The organism is Novosphingobium sp. HII-3, assembly GCF_002916655.1.
Classification (GTDB): domain Bacteria; phylum Pseudomonadota; class Alphaproteobacteria; order Sphingomonadales; family Sphingomonadaceae; genus Novosphingobium; species Novosphingobium panipatense.
The window spans coordinates 204,835-228,238 of record NZ_PPSM01000036.1; the positions used below are offsets into that span (position 1 = coordinate 204,835).

The 23,404-nt window shown below is 64.1% G+C and carries 24 protein-coding genes and 1 pseudogene; 16 read left to right on the plus strand and 9 right to left on the minus strand.

Annotation, left to right across the window (positions count from 1 at the left end; translation table 11 throughout):
• Positions 1 to 57 precede the first annotated feature (57 nt).
• Both C2R25_RS13930 and C2R25_RS13935 read left to right on the plus strand, forming a co-directional pair.
• Positions 58 to 468, plus strand: coding sequence for a vgr related protein (locus C2R25_RS13930; RefSeq protein WP_103729880.1), 411 nt, complete (start codon positions 58 to 60; stop codon positions 466 to 468).
• A 41-nt stretch (positions 469 to 509) separates the two neighbouring features.
• Positions 510 to 764 (plus strand): annotated as a pseudogene (locus C2R25_RS13935) (vgr related protein); the annotation flags it as partial.
• An 89-nt stretch (positions 765 to 853) separates the two neighbouring features.
• Here C2R25_RS13935 and C2R25_RS13940 read toward each other — a convergent pair.
• The 3 genes from C2R25_RS13940 to hrcA all read right to left on the minus strand — a co-directional run bounded on the left by C2R25_RS13940 (position 854) and on the right by hrcA (position 2,904).
• On the minus strand, positions 854 to 1,114 hold the full coding sequence (locus C2R25_RS13940; RefSeq protein WP_103729784.1) for a glycine zipper domain-containing protein: 261 nt from the start codon (positions 1,112 to 1,114) through the stop codon (positions 854 to 856).
• Between the two features lie 162 nt (positions 1,115 to 1,276).
• Complete coding sequence (gene grpE / locus C2R25_RS13945) at positions 1,277 to 1,843, minus strand: nucleotide exchange factor GrpE (RefSeq protein WP_103729785.1); 567 nt, start codon at positions 1,841 to 1,843, stop codon at positions 1,277 to 1,279.
• Positions 1,844 to 1,860: 17 nt separating this feature from the next.
• On the minus strand, positions 1,861 to 2,904 hold the full coding sequence (gene hrcA / locus C2R25_RS13950) for a heat-inducible transcriptional repressor HrcA (protein ID WP_103729881.1): 1,044 nt from the start codon (positions 2,902 to 2,904) through the stop codon (positions 1,861 to 1,863).
• Between the two features lie 101 nt (positions 2,905 to 3,005).
• On the opposite strand from hrcA, the gene rph reads away from it, so the two are divergent.
• Genes rph through C2R25_RS13970 form a run of 4 tightly spaced genes read left to right on the plus strand, consistent with a single transcriptional unit; the run spans position 3,006 to position 6,414 of the window.
• Positions 3,006 to 3,722, plus strand: a complete 717-nt coding sequence (gene rph / locus C2R25_RS13955; protein WP_103729786.1) for a ribonuclease PH — start codon at positions 3,006 to 3,008, stop codon at positions 3,720 to 3,722.
• Positions 3,722 to 4,351 (plus strand): RdgB/HAM1 family non-canonical purine NTP pyrophosphatase, encoded by a 630-nt coding sequence (gene rdgB, locus C2R25_RS13960; RefSeq protein WP_103729787.1) that lies wholly within the window; start codon positions 3,722 to 3,724, stop codon positions 4,349 to 4,351. The genes rph and rdgB overlap by 1 nt, the downstream gene beginning before the upstream one ends.
• 12 nt (positions 4,352 to 4,363) lie before the next feature.
• Complete coding sequence (gene hemW / locus C2R25_RS13965; protein ID WP_103729788.1) at positions 4,364 to 5,515, plus strand: radical SAM family heme chaperone HemW; 1,152 nt, start codon at positions 4,364 to 4,366, stop codon at positions 5,513 to 5,515.
• Entirely contained in the window at positions 5,515 to 6,414 is a 900-nt protein-coding gene (locus C2R25_RS13970) for a tyrosine recombinase XerC (protein ID WP_103729789.1), read from the plus strand. The genes hemW and C2R25_RS13970 overlap by 1 nt, the downstream gene beginning before the upstream one ends.
• On the opposite strand, the gene C2R25_RS13975 is transcribed toward C2R25_RS13970, so the two are convergent.
• The 4 genes from C2R25_RS13975 to rsmI form a co-directional block, all read right to left on the minus strand.
• Positions 6,411 to 7,019 carry a DedA family protein gene (locus C2R25_RS13975; protein ID WP_103729790.1) on the minus strand — a complete coding sequence of 203 codons (609 nt, stop codon included), beginning with the start codon at positions 7,017 to 7,019 and terminating at the stop codon, positions 6,411 to 6,413. The genes C2R25_RS13970 and C2R25_RS13975 overlap by 4 nt on opposite strands.
• Positions 7,020 to 7,052: 33 nt before the next feature.
• Positions 7,053 to 8,024, minus strand: coding sequence for a glutathione synthase (gene gshB, locus C2R25_RS13980; protein ID WP_103729791.1), 972 nt, complete (start codon positions 8,022 to 8,024; stop codon positions 7,053 to 7,055).
• Positions 8,025 to 8,117: 93 nt separating this feature from the next.
• A complete protein-coding gene (locus C2R25_RS13985; protein ID WP_103729792.1) occupies positions 8,118 to 8,480 on the minus strand; it encodes a YraN family protein in 363 nt (120 codons plus the stop codon).
• Positions 8,477 to 9,304 (minus strand): 16S rRNA (cytidine(1402)-2'-O)-methyltransferase, encoded by an 828-nt coding sequence (rsmI, locus tag C2R25_RS13990; protein WP_103729793.1) that lies wholly within the window; start codon positions 9,302 to 9,304, stop codon positions 8,477 to 8,479. The genes C2R25_RS13985 and rsmI overlap by 4 nt, the downstream gene beginning before the upstream one ends.
• A 42-nt stretch (positions 9,305 to 9,346) precedes the next feature.
• Here rsmI and C2R25_RS13995 point away from each other — a divergent pair, with 42 nt between their 5' ends.
• The 5 genes from C2R25_RS13995 to C2R25_RS14015 all read left to right on the plus strand — a co-directional run bounded on the left by C2R25_RS13995 (position 9,347) and on the right by C2R25_RS14015 (position 15,349).
• Entirely contained in the window at positions 9,347 to 10,534 is a 1,188-nt protein-coding gene (locus C2R25_RS13995; protein ID WP_103729794.1) for a penicillin-binding protein activator, read from the plus strand.
• Between the two features lie 105 nt (positions 10,535 to 10,639).
• Positions 10,640 to 12,649, plus strand: coding sequence for a DNA topoisomerase IV subunit B (gene parE / locus C2R25_RS14000; RefSeq protein WP_103729795.1), 2,010 nt, complete (start codon positions 10,640 to 10,642; stop codon positions 12,647 to 12,649).
• 145 nt (positions 12,650 to 12,794) lie between these two features.
• A complete protein-coding gene (locus C2R25_RS14005; protein WP_103729796.1) occupies positions 12,795 to 13,640 on the plus strand; it encodes a MoxR family ATPase in 846 nt (281 codons plus the stop codon).
• Positions 13,640 to 14,068, plus strand: a complete 429-nt coding sequence (locus tag C2R25_RS14010) for a GFA family protein (RefSeq protein WP_103729797.1) — start codon at positions 13,640 to 13,642, stop codon at positions 14,066 to 14,068. The genes C2R25_RS14005 and C2R25_RS14010 overlap by 1 nt, the downstream gene beginning before the upstream one ends.
• Positions 14,069 to 14,167: 99 nt before the next feature.
• Positions 14,168 to 15,349, plus strand: a complete 1,182-nt coding sequence (locus C2R25_RS14015; protein ID WP_103729882.1) for a VWA domain-containing protein — start codon at positions 14,168 to 14,170, stop codon at positions 15,347 to 15,349.
• Here the strand turns inward: C2R25_RS14015 and C2R25_RS14020 are convergent.
• Together C2R25_RS14020 and C2R25_RS14025 are read right to left on the minus strand one after the other, a co-directional pair.
• Positions 15,346 to 16,548, minus strand: coding sequence for an exo-beta-N-acetylmuramidase NamZ domain-containing protein (locus tag C2R25_RS14020; protein WP_103729798.1), 1,203 nt, complete (start codon positions 16,546 to 16,548; stop codon positions 15,346 to 15,348). The genes C2R25_RS14015 and C2R25_RS14020 overlap by 4 nt on opposite strands.
• On the minus strand, positions 16,545 to 17,078 hold the full coding sequence (locus C2R25_RS14025; RefSeq protein WP_369825713.1) for a DOMON-like domain-containing protein: 534 nt from the start codon (positions 17,076 to 17,078) through the stop codon (positions 16,545 to 16,547). The genes C2R25_RS14020 and C2R25_RS14025 overlap by 4 nt, the downstream gene beginning before the upstream one ends.
• A 126-nt stretch (positions 17,079 to 17,204) precedes the next feature.
• Here C2R25_RS14025 and tyrS point away from each other — a divergent pair, with 126 nt between their 5' ends.
• The 5 genes from tyrS (at position 17,205) to cysK (ending at position 23,398) form a co-directional block, all read left to right on the plus strand.
• Positions 17,205 to 18,434, plus strand: a complete 1,230-nt coding sequence (tyrS, locus tag C2R25_RS14030; RefSeq protein ID WP_103729800.1) for a tyrosine--tRNA ligase — start codon at positions 17,205 to 17,207, stop codon at positions 18,432 to 18,434.
• A gap of 109 nt (positions 18,435 to 18,543) precedes the next feature.
• Complete coding sequence (locus tag C2R25_RS14035) at positions 18,544 to 18,882, plus strand: PilZ domain-containing protein (protein WP_103729883.1); 339 nt, start codon at positions 18,544 to 18,546, stop codon at positions 18,880 to 18,882.
• 91 nt (positions 18,883 to 18,973) lie between these two features.
• Positions 18,974 to 21,160, plus strand: coding sequence for a TonB-dependent receptor (locus C2R25_RS14040; protein ID WP_103729801.1), 2,187 nt, complete (start codon positions 18,974 to 18,976; stop codon positions 21,158 to 21,160).
• A 55-nt stretch (positions 21,161 to 21,215) separates the two neighbouring features.
• Positions 21,216 to 22,484 (plus strand): MFS transporter, encoded by a 1,269-nt coding sequence (locus C2R25_RS14045; RefSeq protein WP_103729802.1) that lies wholly within the window; start codon positions 21,216 to 21,218, stop codon positions 22,482 to 22,484.
• On the plus strand, positions 22,481 to 23,398 hold the full coding sequence (cysK, locus tag C2R25_RS14050; protein WP_103729803.1) for a cysteine synthase A: 918 nt from the start codon (positions 22,481 to 22,483) through the stop codon (positions 23,396 to 23,398). Before C2R25_RS14045 ends, cysK begins: the two co-directional genes overlap by 4 nt.
• Positions 23,399 to 23,404: the final 6 nt, after the last annotated feature.

Consider the following 23,404-nt stretch of genomic DNA (forward strand, 5'->3'; position numbering starts at 1 on the left):
AAACAATCTGCTGAGAGCCGTTTGCTTACCGGACCCGAACGCGCGTTGGCGCGCGGCATGTTCGGAGATGCAATCGAGCTAGATGCTGTACGTCTCCACCGACGGAAGTGGTTCCCGTTCCAGCCACGCAAGGTAACAATGGCTCCACGCGGGGCAATCCATTTTCATCCGAAGGGCGACGCCTATTGCGAATGCTTCGCCAGCAATACGATCGGGTGGCAGGGACACCTGATCCACGAACTGGTCCACGTCTGGCAACATCAGCGGGGCGTGAACCTCGTTCTGCGCCGGCATCCGTTCTGCCGGTATAGCTACGCCATCAAACCCGGCTGGACACTCGATCGCTACGGCATTGAGCAGCAGGCGGAAATCGTCCGGCACACTTTCCTATTGCGGCGAGGTGTCGTCGTCCCCGGCGCTCCGCCGCTCGCGACCCTCGAAAGCATTTTACCCTTTAAACCCGCATAAATCTGCGGTTTCCGGGTGTGTGCGCTACTTTAGGCTATACAACGCATGTCTGGCAAAGCCAGCGCAAGGGACGCTTCTACCTTCCTTTCATGCGGCATCCCTTTTGCCGGTATGACTATGCGCTAAGACCCGGGTGGACTCTCGACCGCTACGGTATCGAGCAACAGGCCGAAATCGTGCGGCACGTCTTTCTGCTGCGCAAGGGCCTGCACTTCGCGGGAGCGCCTGATCTGGAGCAGTATCGGGGCATTCTGCCCTTCGCCCCTGGAACGTCAAGCGCCGCTGCGGTGGCGTGACCCTGCCTGAACACAAAGGGCGCAGAACGCCATCGCGCCCGCGCCCTTCCCTGTTCGGCTTACGCGTTGCAAGCCAATCAGCCGTTTGATCAGCAGTCGCGATCCCAGTAGCGATCACCATTGCGGTCATAACGGTAGCAGCCGCGTTCGTTGTTCTTTTCTTTCTGAGAGCCGACAATGGCGCCTGCAGCCGCGCCGACAGCCGCGCCCGTGCCGACGTCGCCGGCAATCGCTCCGACGCCAGCGCCCAGCGCGCCACCTGCGAGCGCGCCTTCACCGCCGTAATTGCTTGCACAGCCTGCCATGGTGAACGCACCGGCAGCTAAAATGGGGAGGATGAATTTGCGCATCGATGATCTCCGAAAGTCTTGGACCAGCTTGTCAGCTCTACTGAAGTGAACGGTAGTGAACGCAAGTGGTTCCGCGCAGAGTCTCAACGCAGCGACGGCCTGCGCCCGGTTATCCCGGGGCAGGCCGCCACGTAAGAACTGAAGCAGTTGCGAAAAGTCGTATCAGTCCGGCTTCTTGGCCACCGCCACCATCGCCGGGCGCAGCAGGCGGTCCTTGATCATGTAGCCCGCCTGAAGTTCCTGAACCACGGTGCCCGGCTCCGCATCGTCCGACGGCACTTCGATCATTGCCTGGTGCTGGTTGGGATCGAGCGGCAGCCCCATGGCGGCAATGCGGCTGATGCCGTGGCTGGCAAAGACCTTGTCGATTTCGCGGGCCGTCGCTTCAATGCCGGTAACGAGGCTCTTGAGCTTCTCGTCCTCGCGCAGGTCGGCCGGAATGGCGGAAAGCGCGCGCGACAGGTTGTCCGACACCGAGAGGATGTCCCGGGCAAAGCCGGTGGCGGCGTAGGCGCGCGTGTCCGCGATGTCCTTCTCCAGCCGGCGGCGCACGTTCTGCGTTTCCGCGCGGGCGTACAGCACGTCCTGCTCAGCCGTTGCCAGCTTCTCGCGCAGGGAGGTGACTTCCTCGTTCTTTCCGGTCGTGTCCACGAAGTCCTCCGGCACCCCTTGAAGTTCTTCGGCCCCGGCAGGATCGATGGCGGGCGACTGCGTCTTGTCGTCGGTCATTTCAGTATCTGTTCCAGCTATCCGATGAGCTTGCCCAGGCTCTGGGCGGTGAAGTCCACCATGGGGACGACGCGCGCATAATTCAACCGGGTCGGCCCGATAACCCCCACCACGCCCACCACCTTTCCATCGCGGTCGCGGTAGGGAGAGGCGATCACTGCCGAACCCGAAAGCGCGAAAAGGCGATTTTCCGATCCGATGAAGATGCGCGTCGCCTCGGCCTCGCGCGCAGTTTCCAGGAGGTCGGCGACGGATTGCTTGTTTTCCAGGTCGTCGAGCAGCGAACGAACACGTTCCAGATCCATCAGCGCGGCTTCGTCCAGCAGGTTCGCCTGCCCGCGTACGATAAGCACCGGCCGTGCCATCGCGTCCTCGCTCCAGACCGCCAGCCCGCGCTCCACAAGCTCACGACTCGCCGCATCCAGCGCCGATTTGCCCGATGCGATCTCACCGCGCATGGCCCGCGCCGCCTCCGCAAGGGTCCGCCCTCCCAGATGCGCGGAGATGTAGTTCGACGCCTCTTCCAACGCGCCGGGCGGCAGGCTCATGGGCAGCTTCAGCACGCGGTTCTCGACCGCGCCATCCTCTCCCACAAGCACTGCGAGAGCGCGCCCCGGGGAAAGGGGAACCAGTTGCAGATGCATCAGCCGGGGTTCGCGATGAGGAACCATGACCACCCCGGCGCCGGAGGACAGTCTGGACAACAACGCGCTCGTCGCTTCCAGCGCGGCCTCTATGGGACCGGGAGCCGAAATCCGACGCTCGATGGCCTGGCGCTCCTCGACCGTGGGCTCCGCAACCTGCATGATGCCGTCGACGAAGAGGCGAAGGCCTGCCTCGGTCGGCAGGCGACCGGCGCTGGTATGCGGCGCGGCGAGCAGCCCCTGATTCTCAAGATCGGCAAGCACCGAGCGGATCGACGCAGACGAAAGGTTCATCCCTCCAGAGCCCGCCAGCGCCTTGGATCCCACCGGCGTTCCAGTCTCAAGATACCCCTCCACAACGAGGCGGAAGATTTCGCGGGCGCGGGTCGTCAGTTCGGTGATCGGCGGCGTCGGCATCTCAACGTCCAATTTAGGCAATGCCCTTGAACCGTAAACCCCATTGCGCCAAGGGCGAAACGGTATTCCACGGCCCACACGCCAAAGACAAGGATTCCCGAATGCGACCTTCCGGCCGTGCGCCCGACGAAATGCGTGCCATCGACATCCAGACCGGCTTCACCAAGCATGCGGAGGGTTCAGTTCTCGTATCCTTCGGAGACACCCGCGTACTCGTGACCGCCTCGGTCGAGGAGAAGGTTCCCCCCTTCCTGCGCGGAAAGGGCGAAGGCTGGGTCACAGCAGAGTATTCGATGCTCCCCCGTGCCACTCACACCCGCGGCAGCCGTGAAGCGGCGAAGGGCAAGCAGTCCGGTCGTACCCAGGAGATACAGCGCCTCATCGGTCGCAGCCTGCGTGCTGTCGTCGACATGAAGAAGCTGGGCGAACGGCAGATCGTGCTCGACTGCGACGTGCTCCAGGCCGATGGCGGCACCCGCACGGCATCGATCTCCGGTGCCTGGGTGGCGCTTCGCCTCGCGGTCGACAAGCTGATGGCGGAGGGCAAGATCAAGGAAGACCCGATCACCGCCCGCGTCGCCGCCGTCTCCTGCGGCATCCACCAGGGCACGCCGGTTCTCGACCTCGACTACATCGAGGACAGCGCGGCCGATGCCGACGCCAACTTCGTCCTGATCGAAGGCGGCCTGATCGCCGAAGCGCAGGCTACCGCCGAGGGGGCCACGTACGACGAGGAAGGCCTGCTGCGCCTGCTGCGCCTTGCCCGCATAGGCTGCGACCGCATCTTCGCCGCACAGGCAAAGGCCGTGGGTCGCTGATGACCCGCAAGCTCGACCGAGGCCGTCTGGTCATCGCCACGCACAATGCTGGCAAGCTGCGCGAGATTTCGGCGCTGCTGGCGCCCTACGGCGTGGATTGCGTCTCCGCCGGGGAACTCGGCCTTCCCGAGCCGGAAGAAACCGGGACGACCTTCGTCGAGAACGCGCTGCTCAAAGCCCGCGCCGCCGCGCAGGCGGCCGGGCTGCCGGCCCTTGCCGATGACAGCGGCCTTTCCGTGACGGCGCTGGGCGGAAGGCCCGGCGTCTACACCGCGGACTGGGCGGAGCGGCAGTGGTTCGAAGGCGAACCCGGCCGCGACTGGTACATGGCCATGGGCAAGGTCGAAGGCCTGCTCTGCCAGCAGGGACCGGAGGTCGACCGCTCGTGCTGGTTTTCCTGCACCCTTGCGATCGCCTGGCCGGAGGGCGACGAAGCCGTCTACGAAGGGCGCGTCGACGGCACGTTCTCGTGGCCGCCTCGCGGTACCATGGGCTTCGGCTACGATCCGGTCTTCGTGCCGAATGGCCGCAGCGAAACCTTCGCTCAGATCGCGCCGGAAGAAAAGCACGCCATCAGCCACCGCGCCGATGCCTTCAGAAAGCTTGTCGCCGAGCAGTTCAGCGACTGATACAAGAGGCCCATGGCCCGCGCTCTTTACATCCATTGGCCGTTTTGCCTGGCGAAGTGTCCCTACTGCGACTTCAACAGCCACGTTCGGGACCAGGTCGACCACGCTCTCTGGCAAGAGGGCCTTCTTGCCGACATGCGGCATGAGCACGCCGTAGCCGGTGGAGAACCGCTGGATTCCATCTTCTTCGGCGGCGGCACGCCTTCGCTCATGCCGCCTGCCCTCGTTGAGCGGCTGCTGCAGGAGGCGGCTGCGCTCTGGGGCTTTGCGCCGGGTATCGAGATCACGCTTGAGGGGAACCCCTCGTCCGTCGAAGCCGCCAATTATGCCGCCCTCGCGGCGGCGGGCGTGAACCGGGTCTCGCTCGGCCTGCAGGCGCTGGACGATGATACCTTGCGCTTCCTGGGCCGGCTGCACGATGCGAAGGAAGGCCTCAAGGCGCTTGAGGTGGCGCAGCAGCATTTCCAGCGCGTCAGCTTCGATCTGATCTACGCGCGCCCCGGCCAGGCGCTGGCAAGCTGGAGACGCGAACTCGAGCGCGCGCTTTCCTTCGGCACCGGCCACCTGTCGCTGTACCAGCTTACGATCGAGCCCGGCACCCGGTTCGAGACGATGGTCCGCAAGGGTGACTTCACGCCGCTCGATGAGGACGCCTGCGCTGACATGTTCGCCCTCACCCGTGCGACGACCAGCGCGGCCGGCCTCCCTGCCTACGAGATCAGCAATCACGCCCGAGTTGGCGAGGAAAGCCGACATAACCTGACCTATTGGCGCTACCAGGACTATTGCGGCATTGGCCCGGGCGCGCATGGACGGCGTTCGGGCGTGGCCACGGTTCGCCATCGCAAGCCCGAGAATTGGCTCGGCGGCCTTGAGCGTGCGAGGCACGGCATCGCGGAAGAGCGCGTTCTTGGCGCGGCGGAGCAGGCCAGCGAAGCGATGTTGATGGGCCTGCGCCTGCGCGAAGGCGTGGACCTCGGCGAGATGGCATCCCGGTTCGGGATGGCCGAGGCGCAGCTCTGCAACGCGGCCAAGGCCCGCTTCTACGAACAACAGGGCTTTGTCTGGCGCCAAGGCTCGCGCCTCGGCGTTACCGAGCAGGGCATGGTCCTCCTCGACGCCCTGCTGGGGGAACTCGTTCCCGAGCAACTGGTCGAAGGCTGATGCAGGATAAGGGGGAGGTACTGGAAGCGTGGGGCACGCATCTGGCACAAGGTCGCCGCCGAAGCCCTCACACCGTTCGCGCCTACATCGCCACCGCCGCGCGGCTTCTGGACCATGTGGAAGCGGCGGACTGGAATACACTGGCCCGCGTCGACGGAGCCACCCTGCGGACACACCTCGCCGCGCGCCGGCAGGATGGCATCGGCAACGTTTCCGCAGCGCGAGAGCTTTCGGCTCTGAAAGCCTTCCTTACTTTCGCGCGGACCAGGGCCGGTGACCAACAGGCCACTCCGCCCCGAATCAAGGGACCCCGCATCAAGAAGGGCCTGCCGCGGCCGATCACGCCGGACGAAGCCGTCAACCTGGCGGCAGGCGTTGAGGAAGACGCGAACCAGCCCTGGATCGGAGCGCGCGATCGTGCCGTCCTGCTTCTACTCTACGGTGCGGGTCTGCGCATTGCCGAGGCGCTGTCGATCAAGGGATCGGCCGTCCCGCTTGGCGAGACACTGATCGTCACCGGAAAGGGAAGCAAGCAGCGCGTCGTCCCGCTCCTGCCGATCGTGCGGGATGCCGTTTCCGATTACCTCGCCAAGTCGCCCTGGCCCCTCGAAGCGGATCACGCGCTGTTCCGTGGGGCGAAGGGAGGCCCGCTGTCCCAGGGGATGGTGCAGAAGGCGGTTGCGCGCGCACGAACGGTTCTTGGGCTGCCCTCAAGCGCGACGCCGCACGCGCTGCGCCACAGTTTCGCCACACACCTGCTCGGTGCAGGGGCCGATCTGCGCTCGCTTCAGGAGCTGCTGGGGCACGCCTCGCTCAGTTCGACGCAAATCTACACGAAAGTCGACGCGGCGACGCTGCTCGACGTCTACCGGAGCGCGCACCCGCGGGAGCAAGGCTAGGCCCGGTCCTCCCGCGGCTTCCAGTGCAGCACGCGCCAGAGGTAGAACACGATGGTGATGACCGCGACCGCAAGCGTGGCATAGCCCAGCCATTGCTCCGCTTCGGCCAGCCGCCTGCCGAGCCATTTGCCGCCCAGGATCAGCCCCGCGTTCCAGATTGCGGCGCCCACGAAGGTGAAGCTCAGGAACTTGGCATGGTTCATGTGTGCCAGCCCTGCCGGAATCGAGATGACGGTGCGGAACATCGGCATGAAACGGAAGAAGAAGACCACCCAATGCCCATGCTTGCGCAGGAACCGGCCGGCAACTTCGATATCGTGCCATTCCAGCGTGAGCCAGCGCCCCCACCGATCGATGAAGGGCCTGAGCCGCTCATAACCCAGGCGGTCCGCGACGAGGAACAGGACGTAATTGCCCATAACGGCGCCAAGAGTACCCCAGCCCAGCAGCGGCCAGAACTGCATATGGCCACGAGCCACGGCAATGCCGCCAAGGCCCATGATGAGCTCTGACGGCACTGGAGGGATGATGTTCTCCAGCGCCATCAGGAACATGATGCCGAGATAGCCGCCCTGCCGGACGATTTCGTAGACCCACTCAGCCATGGAACAGCCTCGCCTCGATCACAGCCACCGCCCTTACATGGCTGCGTGGCGTCTTTCGATGGCGTCCCAAATGCGGGCACCGGTATCCGTGCCGTTGAACCGGTCGATCGCCACGATGCCGGTGGGCGATGTCACATTGATTTCTGTCAGCCATTTTCCGCCGATCACGTCTATGCCGACGAAAACCAGCCCCCGCGCCTTCAGTTCCGGGCCAAGCGCCGCGCAGATTTCCTCCTCCGCCGAAGTGAGCCCGCACGCCTCTGCCGATCCACCCACTGCAAGGTTGGAACGGAACTCGCCCTCGCCCGGCTTCCGGTTGATGGCCCCGGCAAACTCGCCGTCGACCAGCACGATGCGCTTGTCGCCTTCCGCCACATCGGGGAGAAAGGGCTGGACCATGAAGGGTTCGACCCACGCGTTCTCGAACATCTCGATGAGAGCGCCTAGGTTCGAGCCATCTGCGGGTACGCGGAACACGGCCTTGCCGCCGTTGCCATGGAGCGGCTTGATCACGAGGTCACCCGGATGACGCTGGTTGAAGGCGCGCACATCCTCGATACGGCGCGCGATGAAGGTCGGCGGCATGAAGCGCGCGAAATCGAGCACAAAGACCTTCTCCGGCGCATTGCGCACCGAGGCGGGGTCGTTGACAACCAGCGTCTGCCCGGCGAGCCGCTCGAGCAGGTGCGTGGCAGTGATGTAGCCCAGGTCGAACGGCGGATCCTGCCGCATCAGCACCACGTCGACATCCTCGACGAGATCGAGCAACCGGTACTCGCCGCGCGTAAAGTGATTGCCCTCCACGCGCTGCACCGTAACCGGCGCCGCCCAGCAGGTCAGCCGACCGCCCGCACCATGGGCGGTGTCGTAAGCCAGGGTCTTGACGTCGTAGTGGTACAGGACATGCCCCCTTGCCTGCGCGGCCAGCATCAGGGCGAAGCTGGAATCGCCCCCGATCTTGATCGTTTCAAGCGGATCCATCTGGACGGCGACGCGCAGGGTCATGGCGGGAAGAAGCCCTCTAAGGTGAAATCAGGAGTGGCGGTCTAGCCGCGTTCCGGCGAAGGTGCGACCTTTATTGCGGATTACAATCCCCTCTCAGCCATGGGGTTGCCAGGCGTTGACGATCCGACGCGGCCATGTACGGGGTGCGAGCAGGATGACATCGATCCGCTGATCCTCTCCGACGCGTGCGTAGCGCGATGCCAGCAACCGTGCGGCGTCGGCCACCCGCTGCAACCGGCGAGCGTCTATGGCGGTGGCCAGGTCTTCCCTCCTCGCCCGCCATTTCACCTCCACGAAACAGACGGTGCGGCCCCTTCGCGCAACCAGGTCGACCTCGCCCATGCGCGTCTTCACCCGTCGCCCCACCACGCGCCAGCCGGTCAGCGCAAGGTAAAGCGCCGCCAGCCTCTCGCCGCGACGCCCGTCCTGTTCGGCCTTCTGCCGCCGCTCGCTCACTTCAGTTCGAGCGCTCTGGCGTAAAGGGTCTTGCGGTCCAGCCCCGTCGCTCTTGCAACGGCAGCGGCAGCCTGCGACGCCTTCGCTTCGGAGAGCGCTTCGCGCAGCAGTGCGTCCACGTCGAGGTCTTCGACGCTCGCGCTGCCCGGCGGTGCGATCACAAGAACGATCTCGCCCTTCGGGGGGTGCGCTGCATAGTGCTGCGCCAGTTCCTGTGGAGAACCGCTGCGGCATTCCTCGAACTTCTTCGTCAGTTCGCGTGCTACCGCCACTTCGCGGCCGGGCAGCACCTTGTCGATCGCCGCAAGCGCGGCATCGAGGCGCGGCGCCGTCTCGTAGAAGATCAACGTTGCCGGGATGTTTCCGAGTTCGCCCAGTACATCCTCGCGGGCCTTCGCCTTGTTGGGCAGAAAGCCTGCGAAAAGGAAGCGGTCGTTAGGAAGGCCGGAAAGCGTCATCGCCACCACCGCCGCGTTCGGCCCTGGCAGGCTGGTCACGACGATGCCGCGCTCTCGCGCCGTGCGCACCAGCCTGTATCCCGGGTCTGAGATCAGCGGCGTGCCGGCATCGCTGACAAGCGCCACGGGCTCGGCTTGCATAAGCGTCAGGAGCCGTTCGCGATCCCCCTCTCCGGCATGATCGTCGTAGCGGATCAGCCGCTTCTTCAGCCCCAGGTGATGCAGCAGCTTGCCGGTCACGCGTGTGTCCTCGCAGGCCACGGCGGAGACTCCGCGCAGGGTGTCCACGGCTCGCAGCGTTATATCGCCCAGGTTGCCAATGGGGGTTGCGACTATGTACAGGCCCGGTGAAAGAGTGTGTTCCATATGGCCTGACTCATGGCCCATAGACCAAGGGAGCGGCAAGCAATGTTCGACAAATGGGGGATCAGGGCCCTGAACCGGCGCAATCTTCTCGCCGCGGCGGCCATGGCGCTCGTTGCCGGCTGTGCGGTAGTGCCAAAAGCACCTCAGCCGGCTCCGCCTCCCGCACCCACTCCCGAACCCTCACCGGGGAACATTCCCGTCGACACCGAGCGGCACCGCGTGGCGCTGCTCGTTCCGGTGACCGGGCAGAATGCCGGTGTCGGTCAGGCCATCGCCAATGCCGCCAACATGGCGCTTCTCGATACCTCGGCCAAGAACCTGCGCGTGACGACCTACGACACCAGCGGCAACCCGGCCGAAGCCGCGCGCCGCGCTGTCGCCGAGGGCAACCAGCTGATCCTCGGGCCGCTGCTTTCCGACGACATTCCGGCTGTCTCGGCAATCGCCAAGAGCGCCCGCATCCCGGTCATCTCGTTCTCCAACGACGAGAAGGCGGCAAGCCGCGACGTATTCATTATGGGCAACCTTCCGGGACAGTCCGTCACGCGAACCGTAGAGTACGCGAGGGCGCAGGGCATCTCCACCTTCGCGGCGCTCGTTCCACGCGGGGACTATGGCGACCGGACCAGCGGCGCGCTCCTTTCGGCGGTGCGCGCCGGCGGAGGCTCGGTCGTGGCGCTGGAGCCTTATGATCGTAGCGCCTCCTCGATCAGTGCGGCGGCGCAGCGGGTGAAGGCAAAGGGCGGTTTCGAGGCGTTGCTGATCGCGGACAGTGGCTCGCTCTCTGCGCGCGCGGCGAACGCGTTCAAGGGCAATTCGAAGTCCGCGGGCACCAGACTGCTCGGCACGGAACTCTGGAGCGGTGAGCGCGAGGTGACCTCCTCTCCCGCTCTTGCCGGTGCCTGGTACTCGACCGTTTCAGATAAGCGCTTTGCCCAGTTCTCCAGCAGCTACCGTGCACGCTTTGGCGGCCAGCCGTTCCGCATCGCGACGCTCGGCTACGACGCGGTCCTCCTCACCCTGCGCGTCGCGCGCGACTGGAAGCCGGGCACGCGCTTCCCTGTGGATACTCTGCGCGACACCAAGGCCTTCCCCGGCGGCTTCCTCGGCGTCGACGGGGCCTTCCGGTTTACCCGCAACGGGTTGGTCGAACGGGCCCTTGAGGTTCGCGAAGTGGCCCCCGGGACGGTGAAGGTGATCAGCCCGGCACCGGCTAAGTTCGGCGAATGACCGTATGCCGTCCCGCGCCCCGGCCGGGACGGCATCCTCCTCCATTTGCGGAAAAGAACGAACACGTCCTTGCCCCGATGATTCCGCGAGCCCTATAGATCATCCATGTCCGACGATCTCTTCGACAAGCTCCCCACCGCTGCCGGTGAGTCCTACGATGGTTCCGCGATCGAAGTGCTGGAAGGGCTGGAGCCTGTCCGTCGCCGTCCGGGCATGTACATCGGCGGGACGGACGAGCGAGCCCTCCATCACCTTGTCGCCGAAGTGCTCGACAATGCAATGGACGAAGCTGTCGCCGGCCACGCCAACCGGATCGAGGTCGTGCTGGAGGATGAACCCGGAACCGCGGGCCGCATCACGATCACTGACAACGGCCGCGGCATCCCGGTGGATGAACACCCCAAGTATCCCGGCAAGTCCGCGCTTGAGGTCATCCTCTCCACCCTGCACTCGGGCGGCAAGTTTTCAGGCAAGGCCTATGCGACCTCGGGCGGTCTGCACGGCGTCGGCATCTCGGTCGTCAACGCGCTCTCAATCCGCACCCGCGTGGAGGTTGCGCGCAACAAGGAGCTCTTCGCGCAGGAGTTTTCGCGCGGCGTGACGCTCGGCCCCATCCAGCGCGTCGGCGCGGCGCCCAATCGGCGCGGCACCTCCGTCACCTTCACGCCCGACACGGAGATTTTCGGGGACCAGACGTTCAAGCCGTCGCGGCTCTTCAAGCTGGTCCGTTCCAAGGCCTACCTTTTCGCAGGCGTTGAGATCCGCTGGAAATGCGCGCCTTCGCTCCTCGCCGACGGCGTGCCGGCCGAAGCGACGTTTCAGTTCCCCGGCGGCTTGGCCGATCACCTCGCAGAACAGATCGGCAAACGCGAGTGCGTGACCACCCAACCCTTCGCCGGGCGGCAGGACTTCCCGCACGGCGAGGATGGATCCGAGCAGGGACGGGTGGAATGGGCGATAGCCTGGCCGCTCTACTCGGACGGCAGCTACTCCTGGTATTGCAACACCATCCCGACGCCTGACGGCGGTACTCACGAGCAGGGCCTGCGCGCTGCTCTCACCAAGGGCATCCGCGCCTTTGCCGATCTTGTCGGTCAGGCGAAGAAGGCGAAGGACATCACTCCGGATGACGTTGTCACCGGCAGCGAAATCATGCTTTCGGTGTTCATCCGCGACCCCCAGTTTCAGAGCCAGACGAAGGACCGCCTCACCAGCCCGGAAGCCGCCCGCATGGTCGAGGCTGCCGTGCGCGACCACTTCGACCACTTCCTTACGGACAACCTCGATCGCGGCAAGGCCCTGCTCGCCTCCATCATGGAGCGCATGGACGAGCGCCTGCGTCGCAAGGCGGAGCGTGAGGTAAAGCGCAAGACGGCCACGAACGCCCGCAAGCTGCGCCTGCCCGGCAAGCTCACGGATTGCTCGGGCGAAGGATCGGGCGAGACCGAACTGTTCATCGTCGAAGGCGATTCTGCGGGCGGCTCCGCCAAGCAGGCGCGGGACCGTAAGACGCAAGCCATCCTGCCCATCCGCGGCAAGATTCTCAACGTCGCCAGTGCGACGGCGGACAAGATCCGCGCCAACCAGGAAATCGCCGACCTCGGCCTGGCGCTCGGCTGCGGGACCCGCAAGGACTGCAATCCCGACAACCTGCGTTACGACCGCATCGTCATCATGACGGACGCTGATGTCGACGGCGCGCACATCGCCACGCTGCTAATGACGTTCTTCTTCCAGGAGATGCCGGAAATCGTGAAGCGCGGGCACCTCTACCTTGCCCAGCCACCGCTTTACCGCCTAACCTCGGGCGCAGTGTCCGCCTATGCACGCGACGACGCGCACAAGGCCGAACTGGAAGCCACCAAGTTCAAGGGCAAGAAGGTAGAAGTGGGCCGCTTCAAGGGCCTGGGCGAGATGAACCCGCAGCAGCTGCGCGAAACGACGATGAGCCCGGAAACGCGTTCGCTGATCCGCATCACTCTACCGCAGGAAAGCGAAGGCCGTTTCGCAGTGAAGGATCTGGTTGACCGCCTGATGGGCCGTAACCCCGAACATCGCTTCCAGTTCATCCAGAACCGCGCGGGCGAAGTGGACCGCGAACTGATCGACGCCTGACCGGTCGCGTTCCTTCCCGCCGTGGAAGGTTCGGATCACCCATCGCAACGCCACGGCGCGGTTGTACGCCGGTCGATGGTCCCTGTTGCCTTGCTGCGGCGCACAACATAGGATTTAACCGAACAGTTAAGAGCAGGATGACCCGATGCAGCGTTTCGAAGGCACCAGCAACTACGTTGCCACCGATGACCTGAAGGTGGCAGTGAACGCAGCGGTCCTGCTCCGGCGCCCGCTCCTCGTCAAAGGCGAGCCCGGAACCGGCAAGACGGTCCTGGCCGAGCAGATCGCCGAAGCTCTCGACGCACCGCTCATTACTTGGAACGTGAAGTCCACCACGAAGGCGCATCAAGGTCTCTACGAGTATGATGCCGTGGCCCGCCTTCGCGACGGCCAGCTTGGCGACGAGCGCGTTCATGACATTTCAAACTACATTCGGAAGGGCAAGCTTTGGGAGGCCTTCACCTCACCACAGTTGCCCGTCCTCCTTATCGACGAGATCGACAAGGCGGACATTGAGTTCCCGAACGACCTTCTCGCCGAGCTCGATCGGATGGCCTTCGACGTCTACGAAACCGGCGAGCATGTCGCCGCCGTCGAGCGGCCGATCGTCGTCATCACCTCGAACAATGAGAAGGACCTGCCGGATGCATTCCTGCGCCGCTGCTTCTTCCATTACATCAAATTCCCGGATCGGGAGACGATGGAAGCCATCGTCGATGTGCACTTTCCCGGCATCCAGAAGACTCTCGTCCGCAAGGCCATGGAAATCTTCTACGAACTGCGCGAAGTGCCCGGACTGAAGAAGAAGCCTTCGACGAGTGAACTGCTGGACTGGCTCAAGCTCCTGATGAACGAGGACATGCCGCTCGAAGTCCTGCAGAACAAGGATCCGGGCAAGGCCATTCCCCCGCTCCATGGCGCGCTGCTCAAGAACGAGGCGGACGTGATGATGTTTGAACGTCTCGCGTTCATGGCGCGCGGAGGTCGCTGATGAGCGCGCCCTATCAAGGACGGTGCAACTGTGGTGCGGTGACCGTCACGATCACCGCTGAACCAGCGGCAACGCGACAGTGCTGGTGTCGCCAGTGCCAGAAAATCGCAGCGGGCGGTCCAACCAACAATGCCATGTTTCCCACTGACGCGGTGACGGTGACCGGCGAGCGCGGCGAATACGCTTATGTCGCGAGCAGCGGCAACACGCTCACGCAGGAGTTCTGCACCGTCTGCGGAAGCGGCGTCCTGGGCCGCTCGAGTGCGCGGCCGCAGTTCCGTACAATCCGTCTGGGCCTCCTCGACGAAGCCCACGGGCTGCGTCCCGGCATGGCGATCTGGACCGAAGAGGCGCCCGAGTGGGCGACGATTGATCCACAGATGGAACGGTGGCCACAGCAGCCCCCGCCGCCAGCGTCCACGGCCTGACAGATCGAAAAGCGCATAGAAGCCTATAAAAGGCAGCATCTTGCGAGATATACTTCATTGCTGTTCCGCTTGGAAGAACGGCGCATGGGACAATCCATCATGTTCCTGAACTTTATCGACGAACTGCGGGCCGCCGGAATCCCGGCATCGCTCAAGGAGCACCTCGTGCTGCTCGAAGCGCTCGACAAGGACGTGATCGAGCAAACGCCAGAGGCATTCTATTACCTCAGTCGCGCCACCTTCGTGAAGGACGAGGGTTTGCTTGACCGGTTCGACCAGGTTTTCCAGAAGGTTTTCGCCGGGGTGATGAGCGACTTCGGGCAGCAGCCGGTGGACATTCCGGAAGACTGGCTGAAGAAGCTGGCAGAGCGCTACTTCTCGCCGGAAGAGATGGAGGCGGTAAAGTCTCTCGGCTCCTGGGACGAGATCATGAATACGCTCAAGGAGCGGTTGGAGGAGCAGCAGAAACGCCATCAGGGCGGCAACAAGTGGATCGGTACGAACGGCACGTCACCCTTCGGGCATTCCGGCTACAACCCGGAAGGCGTGCGCATCGGCGGCGAAGGCAAACAGGGCCGCGCAATCAAGGTCTGGGAAAAGCGCGAATTCGCCAACCTCGACAACACGCGCGAACTGGGCACGCGCAACATCAAGGTGGCGCTACGCCGCCTGCGCCGCTTCGCCCGTGAAGGCGCGGCAGAGGAACTGGATCTTGATGCCACGATTGCCGGCACCGCCAAGCAGGGCTGGCTCGATGTCGTGATGCGGCCCGAACGGCATAACGCGGTGAAGGTTCTGCTTTTCCTCGACGTGGGCGGCTCCATGGACCCGTTCATTCGGCTGGTGGAGGAACTGTTCAGCGCCGCGACCGCCGAGTTCAAGAACATGGAGTTCTTCTACTTCCACAACTGCCTCTACGAAGGCGTATGGAAAGACAACAAGCGGCGCTGGTCGCAGCGCACGCCGACCTGCGATATTCTCCACAAGTACGGGCATGACTACAAGGTCATCTTCGTGGGCGACGCAGCGATGAGCCCCTACGAAATCAGCCATCCCGGCGGTTCGGTCGAACACATGAACGAGGAAGCCGGAGCCATCTGGTTGAACCGCGTGGTTCAGACCTATCCGGCCACCGTGTGGCTCAATCCGACGCCGGAACGGCAATGGAACTACTCCAGTTCCACCCGCATGATCCGCGAGATCATGGGCGGGGCGATGTACGCGCTCACGCTGGAGGGGCTTGACGCAGCGATGCGGGAACTGACCCGCAAGAAGGGCTAGGGGTAAAGGAGCAAGTCGCGGACCTCCGTGGTCCAGGCCTGTTCGTCCCGGCTGGCGAAGCTCTCAAGATCCGCCGCCGCCGCAGACGGATCATCGACCCATTCGCGCAGCGTCGGGCCACCGTTGATAACGTCGATGGCAAGACGGTCGAATTCGTACTCGTAGGGGAAATCACGCCAGATCGGGTAGTCCGGATAGAGCCGCCGGATCGCCTTGAATGCCAGGGCCTGAAGCCGCCACGGGCGAAAGATGTTGTGATCGTAGAACCGGCCTTCTGCGTGAATCATCAATCCGTTACACAAGGTTCTGGCGTGCTTGTGGAAGGTCGGTTCGAACCAGCATTCACGAAGGGCGCAGCCCGCCATCCACTCCGGCGCGTAGCCGTGCATTTCAGCAAGCACCGCCCTGGCATCGAGATCCGGCGCACCGAAGAGAACCTCCAGCGGGCGCGTCGTCCCCCGGCCCTCGGACAGGGTCGCCCCTTCGATCATCACCGTACCTGCGTAGGCACGCGCCATGTTGAGATTGGCGGCGTTCGGGCTGGGGTTGATCCAGATCCGGCTCTCCGGCCAACCAAAGCCCGACCCCTCGTGCGGACGCCAGCCGTCCATGGCGACGACGCGGTAATCGACATCCAGACCGAAGTGGCGAATGAACCAGTGGCCCATCTCCCCAAGCGTCAGGCCATGCCGCATCGGCATCGGCCCGGCGCCGACGAAGCTCTCGTGTCCGGGCACCAAAGTCGTTCCCTCAACCGGACGGCCCGCCGGGTTCGGCCGATCGAGCACCCAGACGCTCTTGCCCTGCTCCGCCGCTTCCTGAAGCAGGTAAAGCAGCGTCGTCACGAATGTGTAGATACGGCAGCCCAGATCCTGCAGGTCGAACAGGAACACGTCGGCGCTGTCCATCATCGCCGGCGTCGGGCGGCGTACCTCGCCGTAGAGACTGTAGACCGGGATTCCGTAGAGCGGATCCACTTCGTCCGCCGTCTCCACCATGTTGTCCTGCTTGTCGCCTTTCAGGCCGTGCTGGGGGCCGAACGCGCTGGTGACGTTCACGCCCGCCGCGATCAGAGCGTCGAGCGAATGGACAAGATCTTCCGTGACGGACGCCGGGTGCGCGACAAGAGCAACACGGCGGCCTTCGAGAGAGGCACGCAGGGCGGGGTCCGCCAGCAGGCGATCGATACCGAACTTCATGCGCCGCTGGGTGCAGCAACGTCGGCGATGAAGCAAGCCGGATCGTGGAAATCGGGTGCATCCGAACCGTGAACAAGCGACCAGTAGCTTTTGTGCCCCCCGCTCTCCTCGATGACGGCGGTAAAGCCGCAACGCCAAGGCGCGGCGGGCAGACCGGCAGTCGGTATGGCAGCATCGAAGATCGCCATGTCCGTGCCCAGCCGCAGGGCGCATCGCGGTTCGCGCGGCATCGGTCGCTCCGTCACGCCCTTCCTTCGGCTCTCGAAGTCGTAGACGTTCCAGCGTTCCGACGGGGACAGGTTGATCTCGGTGTACTGCGGCCCTCCCCCGGATTGCAGGAAGAGTTCGAAGCACGTGGTCTGCCACAGACCGTCCGCTCGGCCCTTGCCGGCGAACGGCGGGACGACGAGACTGCCAGCGCCCATGATCTTCCAGCGGGCCCGCAGCCAGTCGGCATCGAACCCGATGATGCGCGCTTCGAGGCTACGTACCGCCAGCGGTGGATGGGCGGGATGGAATACAAGCTGCATGATGCCCGACGCCGTACGCTTCCTTGCCGTTATAGGGCAAACGCGAATTCGCTGCGCGCCGACGACTTTGTTTCACGAAGGCGCCGTGCTACGCGCGCCGCTTCCTTATCACACGAAACGGAAGCGATGACCTACACCTCCTCCCTGCTCCGCCTGCTCGATGAGCGCGGCTACATTCACCAGCTTACCGACGCCGAGGGCCTCGACGCCCTTGCCGCGAAGCAGGTGGTGCCGGGGTATATCGGCTTCGATCCGACGGCTCCTTCGCTGCACGTCGGGCATCTCGTCTCCATCATGATGCTGCGGCAACTGCAGCGGGCCGGTCACAAGCCTATCGTCGTTATGGGAGGCGGGACCGGCAAGATCGGCGATCCGAGCTTCAAGGACGAAGCACGCAAGCTGCTGACGGAGGACACCATCGCCGAAAACGTGGCCTCGATCCGCCGCGTCTTCGAGCGCTTCCTGACCTTCGGAGACGGCCCCAGCGACGCCATCATGGTCGATAACGCGGAGTGGCTCGACACGCTCGAGTACATCCCGTTCCTGCGGGACATCGGGCAGCATTTCTCCATCAACCGCATGCTCAGCTTCGATTCCGTGAAGCTGCGCCTGGACCGCGAGCAATCGCTGAGCTTCCTCGAATTCAACTACATGATCCTGCAGGCTTACGACTTCCTGGAACTCTCGCGCCGGGCCGGTTGCCGCCTGCAGATGGGTGGATCGGACCAGTGGGGCAACATCGTTAACGGCGTCGAACTGTCACGCCGCGTCGATGGCACGCAGGTGTTCGGACTGACGACTCCCCTCCTCACCAATGCGGACGGCACCAAGATGGGCAAGACCGTGGGCGGCGCCGTCTGGTTGAACGAGGATCAACTGCCGCACTTCGACTACTGGCAGTTCTGGCGCAACACCGACGATCGCGACGTCGGCAAGCGACTGCGCCTGTTCACCGATCTTCCCCTCGAAGAGATCGAGAAACTCGAAGCACTGCAAGGAAGCGAGATCAACGCCGCGAAGATCGTCCTGGCCAATGAAGCCACGCGGCTGTGCCGGGGCGACGACGCCTCGAAGGCGGCCGAGGCCACGGCGCAGGCGACCTTCGCTGCAGGCGGTCTTGGTGACGACCTGCCTGTACTCGAAGTCGGGGCAGAAGGCATTCGGCTCGGAGCGGCTTGCACTGCGCTGGGTTTCGTCGGCTCCAACGGCGAAGCGAAGCGCAAGATCGCTGAAGGTGCGGTGCGGCTGGACGACACGCCCATGGACGACCCGGCTCTGCTCGTTACGGTCGCATCCGGCGAAAGCCGAAAGCTCAGTGTCGGCAAGAAGAAGCATGGCGTGCTCAAGGGCATCTGATCGGTCAACACCGGTTCCCCACAGCGTGGGGCTGGTTCAAAATTAACCGGTTGTTTGCCATTAAGAGGCTAAGGTTCCGTTCCGGATCACGAGCAGAGGCATGGGAACGATGAGTGCAGGAGCGCAGCTCTCTGTAACCGACAAGCGGCGGGCGACGCGCCACACGGTCGATTACACAGTGTTGGCTGAGCATCGCCAACTCGGCGAGCTGGAACTGCACATCGTCAACATTTCCGGCCAGGGCTTCATGATCCAGGGCGAGCCTGCGATCGAGCGCGGAGAGCGCCTGGTGATCCGCCTTCCCGTGGTTGGGCGCATCGAGGCACACCTGATCTGGACGCACGAGGGGCGAGCGGGCTTCCAGTTCGAGCGTATCATACGCACGACCGATTTCCTGAAGCTCGTCGAGACCCTCCAACCGAACCCGCGTCTTCGCCCGAAGCGCTGATCTGCGGGGCGGTTGATCGTAGGTGCCGCTCGTTTCGCCACGATCACGCATTCTCCTCTTGATATTATATCATAACATATAAAAAGGCCGCATGCGTTACCGTCTGTTCAAAGCCGCCCTGCTCGCATGCGCCAGCCTGGGTTCTGTCACCTCCGTGCTGCCCAGCCAGGCCAGCGCGCAGGAAGTGGAACCGCGAAAGGCACCGCCTCCTCCAGACGTTCACGAAGTCCCTCATCCCGACCGCGAACCCCCCGTTCAAGACTCCGCACCCGGCAGGGACATCGTCGTGGTGGGCCACCCACCGACGGATTTCGGGCTGCTCTCTGCCACAGCGAGTCTCGCAGGAGACGCGCTACTGACCCGCATCCGTGGGCAGATCGGCGAAACGCTCGCGTCGCTTCCGGGCGTGTCGTCCACCGCTTTCGCTCCCGGCGCCTCGCGGCCCGTGCTCCGTGGCTTCAGTGGCGACCGCGTGAGCGTCATGATCGATGGCATCGGCTCGCTGGACGCATCGAATATATCCGTCGACCATGCGGTTGTCTTCGACCCGCTGACGATCGACCATGTCGACGTGTTCCACGGCCCATCGGTTCTGCTTTACGGCGGCAATGCCATCGGGGGTGCCGTCAACGCCATTGACAAGCGCATCCCACGGCAGGTTCCGGACCGGATAACGGCTACCGGCATCGGCGGATATGGCACGGCGGCTGACGAACGCTCGCTCAGCGGCGCCATAGAGGCTCCGCTCGGCGACAGGTTTGTCGCGCATGCCGATGCGTCCTGGCGCAAGGCTGATGACCTGCGTGTCGGCGGCAAGATCTATTCGCCCGCCCTGCGCGAGGACATGCGTCATGCGGCCGAGCATCTTCGGGAGGAGGGTGAAGAGGGCGAAGCCACCGCATTGGTGGCGCAGACCGTTCGTTCTGGCCGCCTGGCGGATTCGGCGGCGCGCACGCTGACGCTCGGAGCCGGTCTCGCGTTCATCGACGCTGGTGGCAACCTGGGCATCTCGTACCAACACTACGACACGCGCTACGGTGTCCCCTCCCGTCCCGAAACCGGCCATGGTCATGAGGAGGATCATGAGGAAGGACACGACCACGGGGAAGGACCGGTCTCCATCGGTCTGAAGCAGGATCGCTTCGATCTTCGTGGAGAGGTTCGGCTGTCCGGCTTCCTTGAAAGCCTGCAGGTTCGCGGCGCCTATGCCGACTATCGGCATACCGAGTTCGAAGGGTCCGAAGTCGGTACGGTTTTTGAGGGCGAAGGCGTCGAGACCCGTCTTGACCTGATTCAGGCCACCAGGAACGGCTGGCGTGGCCGAAGCGGCGTCCAGTATCTCTCGCGCAGCCTGGTTACGACTGGGCCTGAGGCTGTGGTTCCGGATTACCGCATCGACCGTATCGGCGTGTTCACCCTCCAGTCTCTGGACCTGGGCGCAGGATTCACGGTGGATGCTTCCGGTCGATACGACAGTTCCCGGGCGACCTCCCGCAGTGGCGACTTTTCCCGGTCCTACGATCTGGCTTCCGCCGCGGCAGGTGCCAGCTGGCGGTCCGGAAAGGGCTTCAGCGTGGGCGCGAACTTCGTGCATGGCGAACGCGCCCCGTCGCCCGAGGAACTGCTGAGCGATGGATTGCACGTGGCCACGCAAGCCTACGAAGTTGGCGACCGTGCCCTCGACAAAGAACGCAGCAATGCGTTCGAAGCCTATGTGCGCTACAGGCAGCCGTCGATTGAAGTCTCGCTGACCGGTTACCTGAGCGACTTCGACAACTACATCACCCCCCTCGCCACAGGTGAGGAAGAGCAAGGCCAGCCCGTCTACCGGTACACGGGCGTGGGTGCTCGATTCAGGGGCTTCGAAGCCTCGGGCAGTGTCCGGGCGACCCGTTGGGATGGTGGCGAGTTGCGGCTGGACGCATTGGCTGACTACACTCACGCGCAGATAAAGGGACATGGTCCCGTGCCCCGCATCCCGCCCCTGCGGCTTCGCGGTGGAGCGACAGCCACCTTCGACACCGTTCGGCTCCGCGGCGAACTGGAGTGGAACGCTCGGCAGAATCGCGTCGGCCCCTTCGAAAATGCGACGGCGGCCTTCACCGTGGTTAATGTCAGCGCGGACTGGCATCCCATGGGAGAGGACGGTCCGGTCACGCTGATGCTTTCGGCCGACAATCTGTTCGACGTGATCGGACGACGCGCCGCATCGTTCACGAGCGACTTCGTACCCATTGCCGGCCGCGACGTCCGGCTGACCGCCAAGTTCACCTATTAGTTCATCAAGTCAGGGGCATCTTGGCAAGGGGAGAGCGCGCTGCCATGCAGCGCAGGTGAGTCTCCCCGTCCCCACCTCTCCGCTGCAGATCGCCGACTATCGAAAGTTCTGGCTGGCCCGCTTCCTCGCCGTTCTGGCTACGACCGGAACCGTCGTCATCATCGGCTACCAGTTGTACGATGTTGCACGGACGGACTATGGCATGTCGATAACCCAGGCTTCCCTGCAGCTGGGCCTGCTCGGTTTTGCGCAATTCCTGCCCGTGTTCCTGCTGACGCCGGTAGCCGGCGTCATAGCCGACAGGTTCGACCGCCGGCGTGTCGCCGGGGTCGCCGCGATGCTCGATGCCTGCGTCGCACTGGGCCTTGGCATAACAACCGCGCTGGAGATCCGGAACCTGCCGGTTCTTTACGCCTTCGCCGTATTGCATGGCATGGTCCGCGTGTTCATAAGCCCCTCCATGGCGGCGATTGCGCCCAATATCGTGCCGCCGCAGCTCATTCCGCGCGCGATCGGCTTCAACTCGATCGCCATGCAGGCAGGCACCATCATCGGCCCGGCAGCCTACGGTTTCCTTTTCGCCGCGGATCACGCCCTGCCATACTGGTGTTCCACCGTCTTCACACTGGGCGCGTCGATTGCGATCCAGTCTATTCGCAACCTGCCGCCCCCTGCTCACGACGCTTCCAGGCCCCATCCGCTCCGGCAGATCGTCGAAGGTTTTCACTTCGTCTGGCGCGAGCGTTTTCTGTTCGGCTGCATAACCCTTGACCTCTTTGCGGTTCTTCTCGGCGGCGCCACCGCGCTTATGCCGGTGTTTGCCCGCGACATTCTTCACGTCGGCCCTGAAGGCCTCGGGCAGATGCGGGCGGCGACGGCCGCGGGCGCAGCGGTCGTCGCCTTCTGGCTCTCCTTCCGCCCCTTGCGGTTCAACGTGGGCGTGAAGATGCTCACCGCAGTTGTAGGCTACGGCGCCATGACTATCGGCTTCGGGCTGTCGCGGCACTTCCTCCTTTCGCTACTCTTCCTGGCGCTTCTGGGCGCGGCGGACATGATCTCCGTCTTCATCCGCAGCTCGCTCGTTCAGCTTCGCACGCCGGACGAGGTCCGTGGCCGGGTATCCGCCATCTCAGGTCTCGCCATCTCCGCCTCCAACGAACTCGGCGAGCTGCAGTCCGGTTTTGCCGCGGCGTTGCTCGGCGCGACCGGAGCAGTTGTCTTCGGCGGCAGCGCTGCCATAGTCATCACACTTGCCTGGGCCTGGCTGTTCCCCGAACTTCGCCGCGCCCGCACATTCGAACCCCGTTGGGAGCAAAATGTATGAAGGCCGACAGTATACTCGCCACCATCGGCGATACGCCGCACATCCGTCTCTCGCGCCTGTTTCCTGACCATGAGGTGTGGATCAAGGCGGAACGGGCCAATCCCGGCGGCTCCATCAAGGACCGCATCGGTCTTGCCATGATCGAGGCGGCCGAGGCCGACGGCAGCCTCAAGCCCGGTGGCACCATCATCGAGCCGACCTCCGGCAACACCGGCATCGGTCTTGCCATGGCCGCCGCCGTCAAGGGGTACACCCTGATTCTCGTGATGCCGGAGTCGATGTCCGTGGAACGCCGCCGCCTCATGCTGGCCTACGGCGCGAAGTTCGACCTCACGCCTCGCGAAAAGGGCATGAAAGGCGCCATCGAACGTGCCAAGGAACTGATCGACGCCACACCCGGATCGTGGATGCCGCAGCAGTTCGACAATCCGGCTAATGTCGATGTCCATGTGAACACCACGGCGCAGGAAATCCTGAAGGATTTCGCCGACGGACCGTTCGATGTGCTTATCACGGGGGTGGGCACCGGCGGCCATCTCACCGGCTGCGCCGAAACGCTGAAGGCGCAGTGGCCGCAGATGAAGGCCTATGCCGTCGAACCGACACTGTCCCCGGTCATCTCCGGTGGCCAACCGGGCCCTCATCCGATCCAGGGTATCGGCGCGGGCTTCATTCCGGGCAATCTCCATACCCAGTCCATCGACGGTGCCATTCAGGTCGATCCCGCAGACGCGAAGGAGTGGGCACGCCGCTCCGCGACGGCGGAGGGCATGCTGGTCGGCATCAGTTCGGGCGCCACTCTCGCCGCTATCGCGCAGAAGCTGAAGGAGCTGCCTGCCGGAAGCAGGATCCTGGGCTTCAACTATGATACCGGCGAGCGCTACCTTTCAGTGCCTGACTTCCTTCCCGAATGACCCCGT

Excerpts from the sequence above, each read along its gene's own strand:
- C2R25_RS13930 (WP_103729880.1), top strand. The coding sequence starts at position 58 with ATGTTCGGAGATGCAATCGAGCTAGATGCTGTACGTCTCCACCGACGG.
- C2R25_RS13940 (WP_103729784.1), bottom strand. The coding sequence starts at position 1,114 with ATGCGCAAATTCATCCTCCCCATTTTAGCTGCCGGTGCGTTCACCATG.
- grpE (WP_103729785.1), bottom strand. The coding sequence starts at position 1,843 with ATGACCGACGACAAGACGCAGTCGCCCGCCATCGATCCTGCCGGGGCC.
- hrcA (WP_103729881.1), bottom strand. The coding sequence starts at position 2,904 with ATGCCGACGCCGCCGATCACCGAACTGACGACCCGCGCCCGCGAAATC.
- rph (WP_103729786.1), top strand. The coding sequence starts at position 3,006 with ATGCGACCTTCCGGCCGTGCGCCCGACGAAATGCGTGCCATCGACATC.
- rdgB (WP_103729787.1), top strand. The coding sequence starts at position 3,722 with ATGACCCGCAAGCTCGACCGAGGCCGTCTGGTCATCGCCACGCACAAT.
- hemW (WP_103729788.1), top strand. The coding sequence starts at position 4,364 with ATGGCCCGCGCTCTTTACATCCATTGGCCGTTTTGCCTGGCGAAGTGT.
- C2R25_RS13970 (WP_103729789.1), top strand. The coding sequence starts at position 5,515 with ATGCAGGATAAGGGGGAGGTACTGGAAGCGTGGGGCACGCATCTGGCA.
- C2R25_RS13975 (WP_103729790.1), bottom strand. The coding sequence starts at position 7,019 with ATGGCTGAGTGGGTCTACGAAATCGTCCGGCAGGGCGGCTATCTCGGC.
- gshB (WP_103729791.1), bottom strand. The coding sequence starts at position 8,024 with ATGACCCTGCGCGTCGCCGTCCAGATGGATCCGCTTGAAACGATCAAG.
- rsmI (WP_103729793.1), bottom strand. The coding sequence starts at position 9,304 with ATGGAACACACTCTTTCACCGGGCCTGTACATAGTCGCAACCCCCATT.
- C2R25_RS13995 (WP_103729794.1), top strand. The coding sequence starts at position 9,347 with ATGTTCGACAAATGGGGGATCAGGGCCCTGAACCGGCGCAATCTTCTC.
- parE (WP_103729795.1), top strand. The coding sequence starts at position 10,640 with ATGTCCGACGATCTCTTCGACAAGCTCCCCACCGCTGCCGGTGAGTCC.
- C2R25_RS14005 (WP_103729796.1), top strand. The coding sequence starts at position 12,795 with ATGCAGCGTTTCGAAGGCACCAGCAACTACGTTGCCACCGATGACCTG.
- C2R25_RS14010 (WP_103729797.1), top strand. The coding sequence starts at position 13,640 with ATGAGCGCGCCCTATCAAGGACGGTGCAACTGTGGTGCGGTGACCGTC.
- C2R25_RS14015 (WP_103729882.1), top strand. The coding sequence starts at position 14,168 with ATGTTCCTGAACTTTATCGACGAACTGCGGGCCGCCGGAATCCCGGCA.
- C2R25_RS14020 (WP_103729798.1), bottom strand. The coding sequence starts at position 16,548 with ATGAAGTTCGGTATCGATCGCCTGCTGGCGGACCCCGCCCTGCGTGCC.
- C2R25_RS14025 (WP_369825713.1), bottom strand. The coding sequence starts at position 17,078 with ATGCAGCTTGTATTCCATCCCGCCCATCCACCGCTGGCGGTACGTAGC.
- tyrS (WP_103729800.1), top strand. The coding sequence starts at position 17,205 with ATGACCTACACCTCCTCCCTGCTCCGCCTGCTCGATGAGCGCGGCTAC.
- C2R25_RS14035 (WP_103729883.1), top strand. The coding sequence starts at position 18,544 with ATGAGTGCAGGAGCGCAGCTCTCTGTAACCGACAAGCGGCGGGCGACG.
- C2R25_RS14040 (WP_103729801.1), top strand. The coding sequence starts at position 18,974 with ATGCGTTACCGTCTGTTCAAAGCCGCCCTGCTCGCATGCGCCAGCCTG.
- cysK (WP_103729803.1), top strand. The coding sequence starts at position 22,481 with ATGAAGGCCGACAGTATACTCGCCACCATCGGCGATACGCCGCACATC.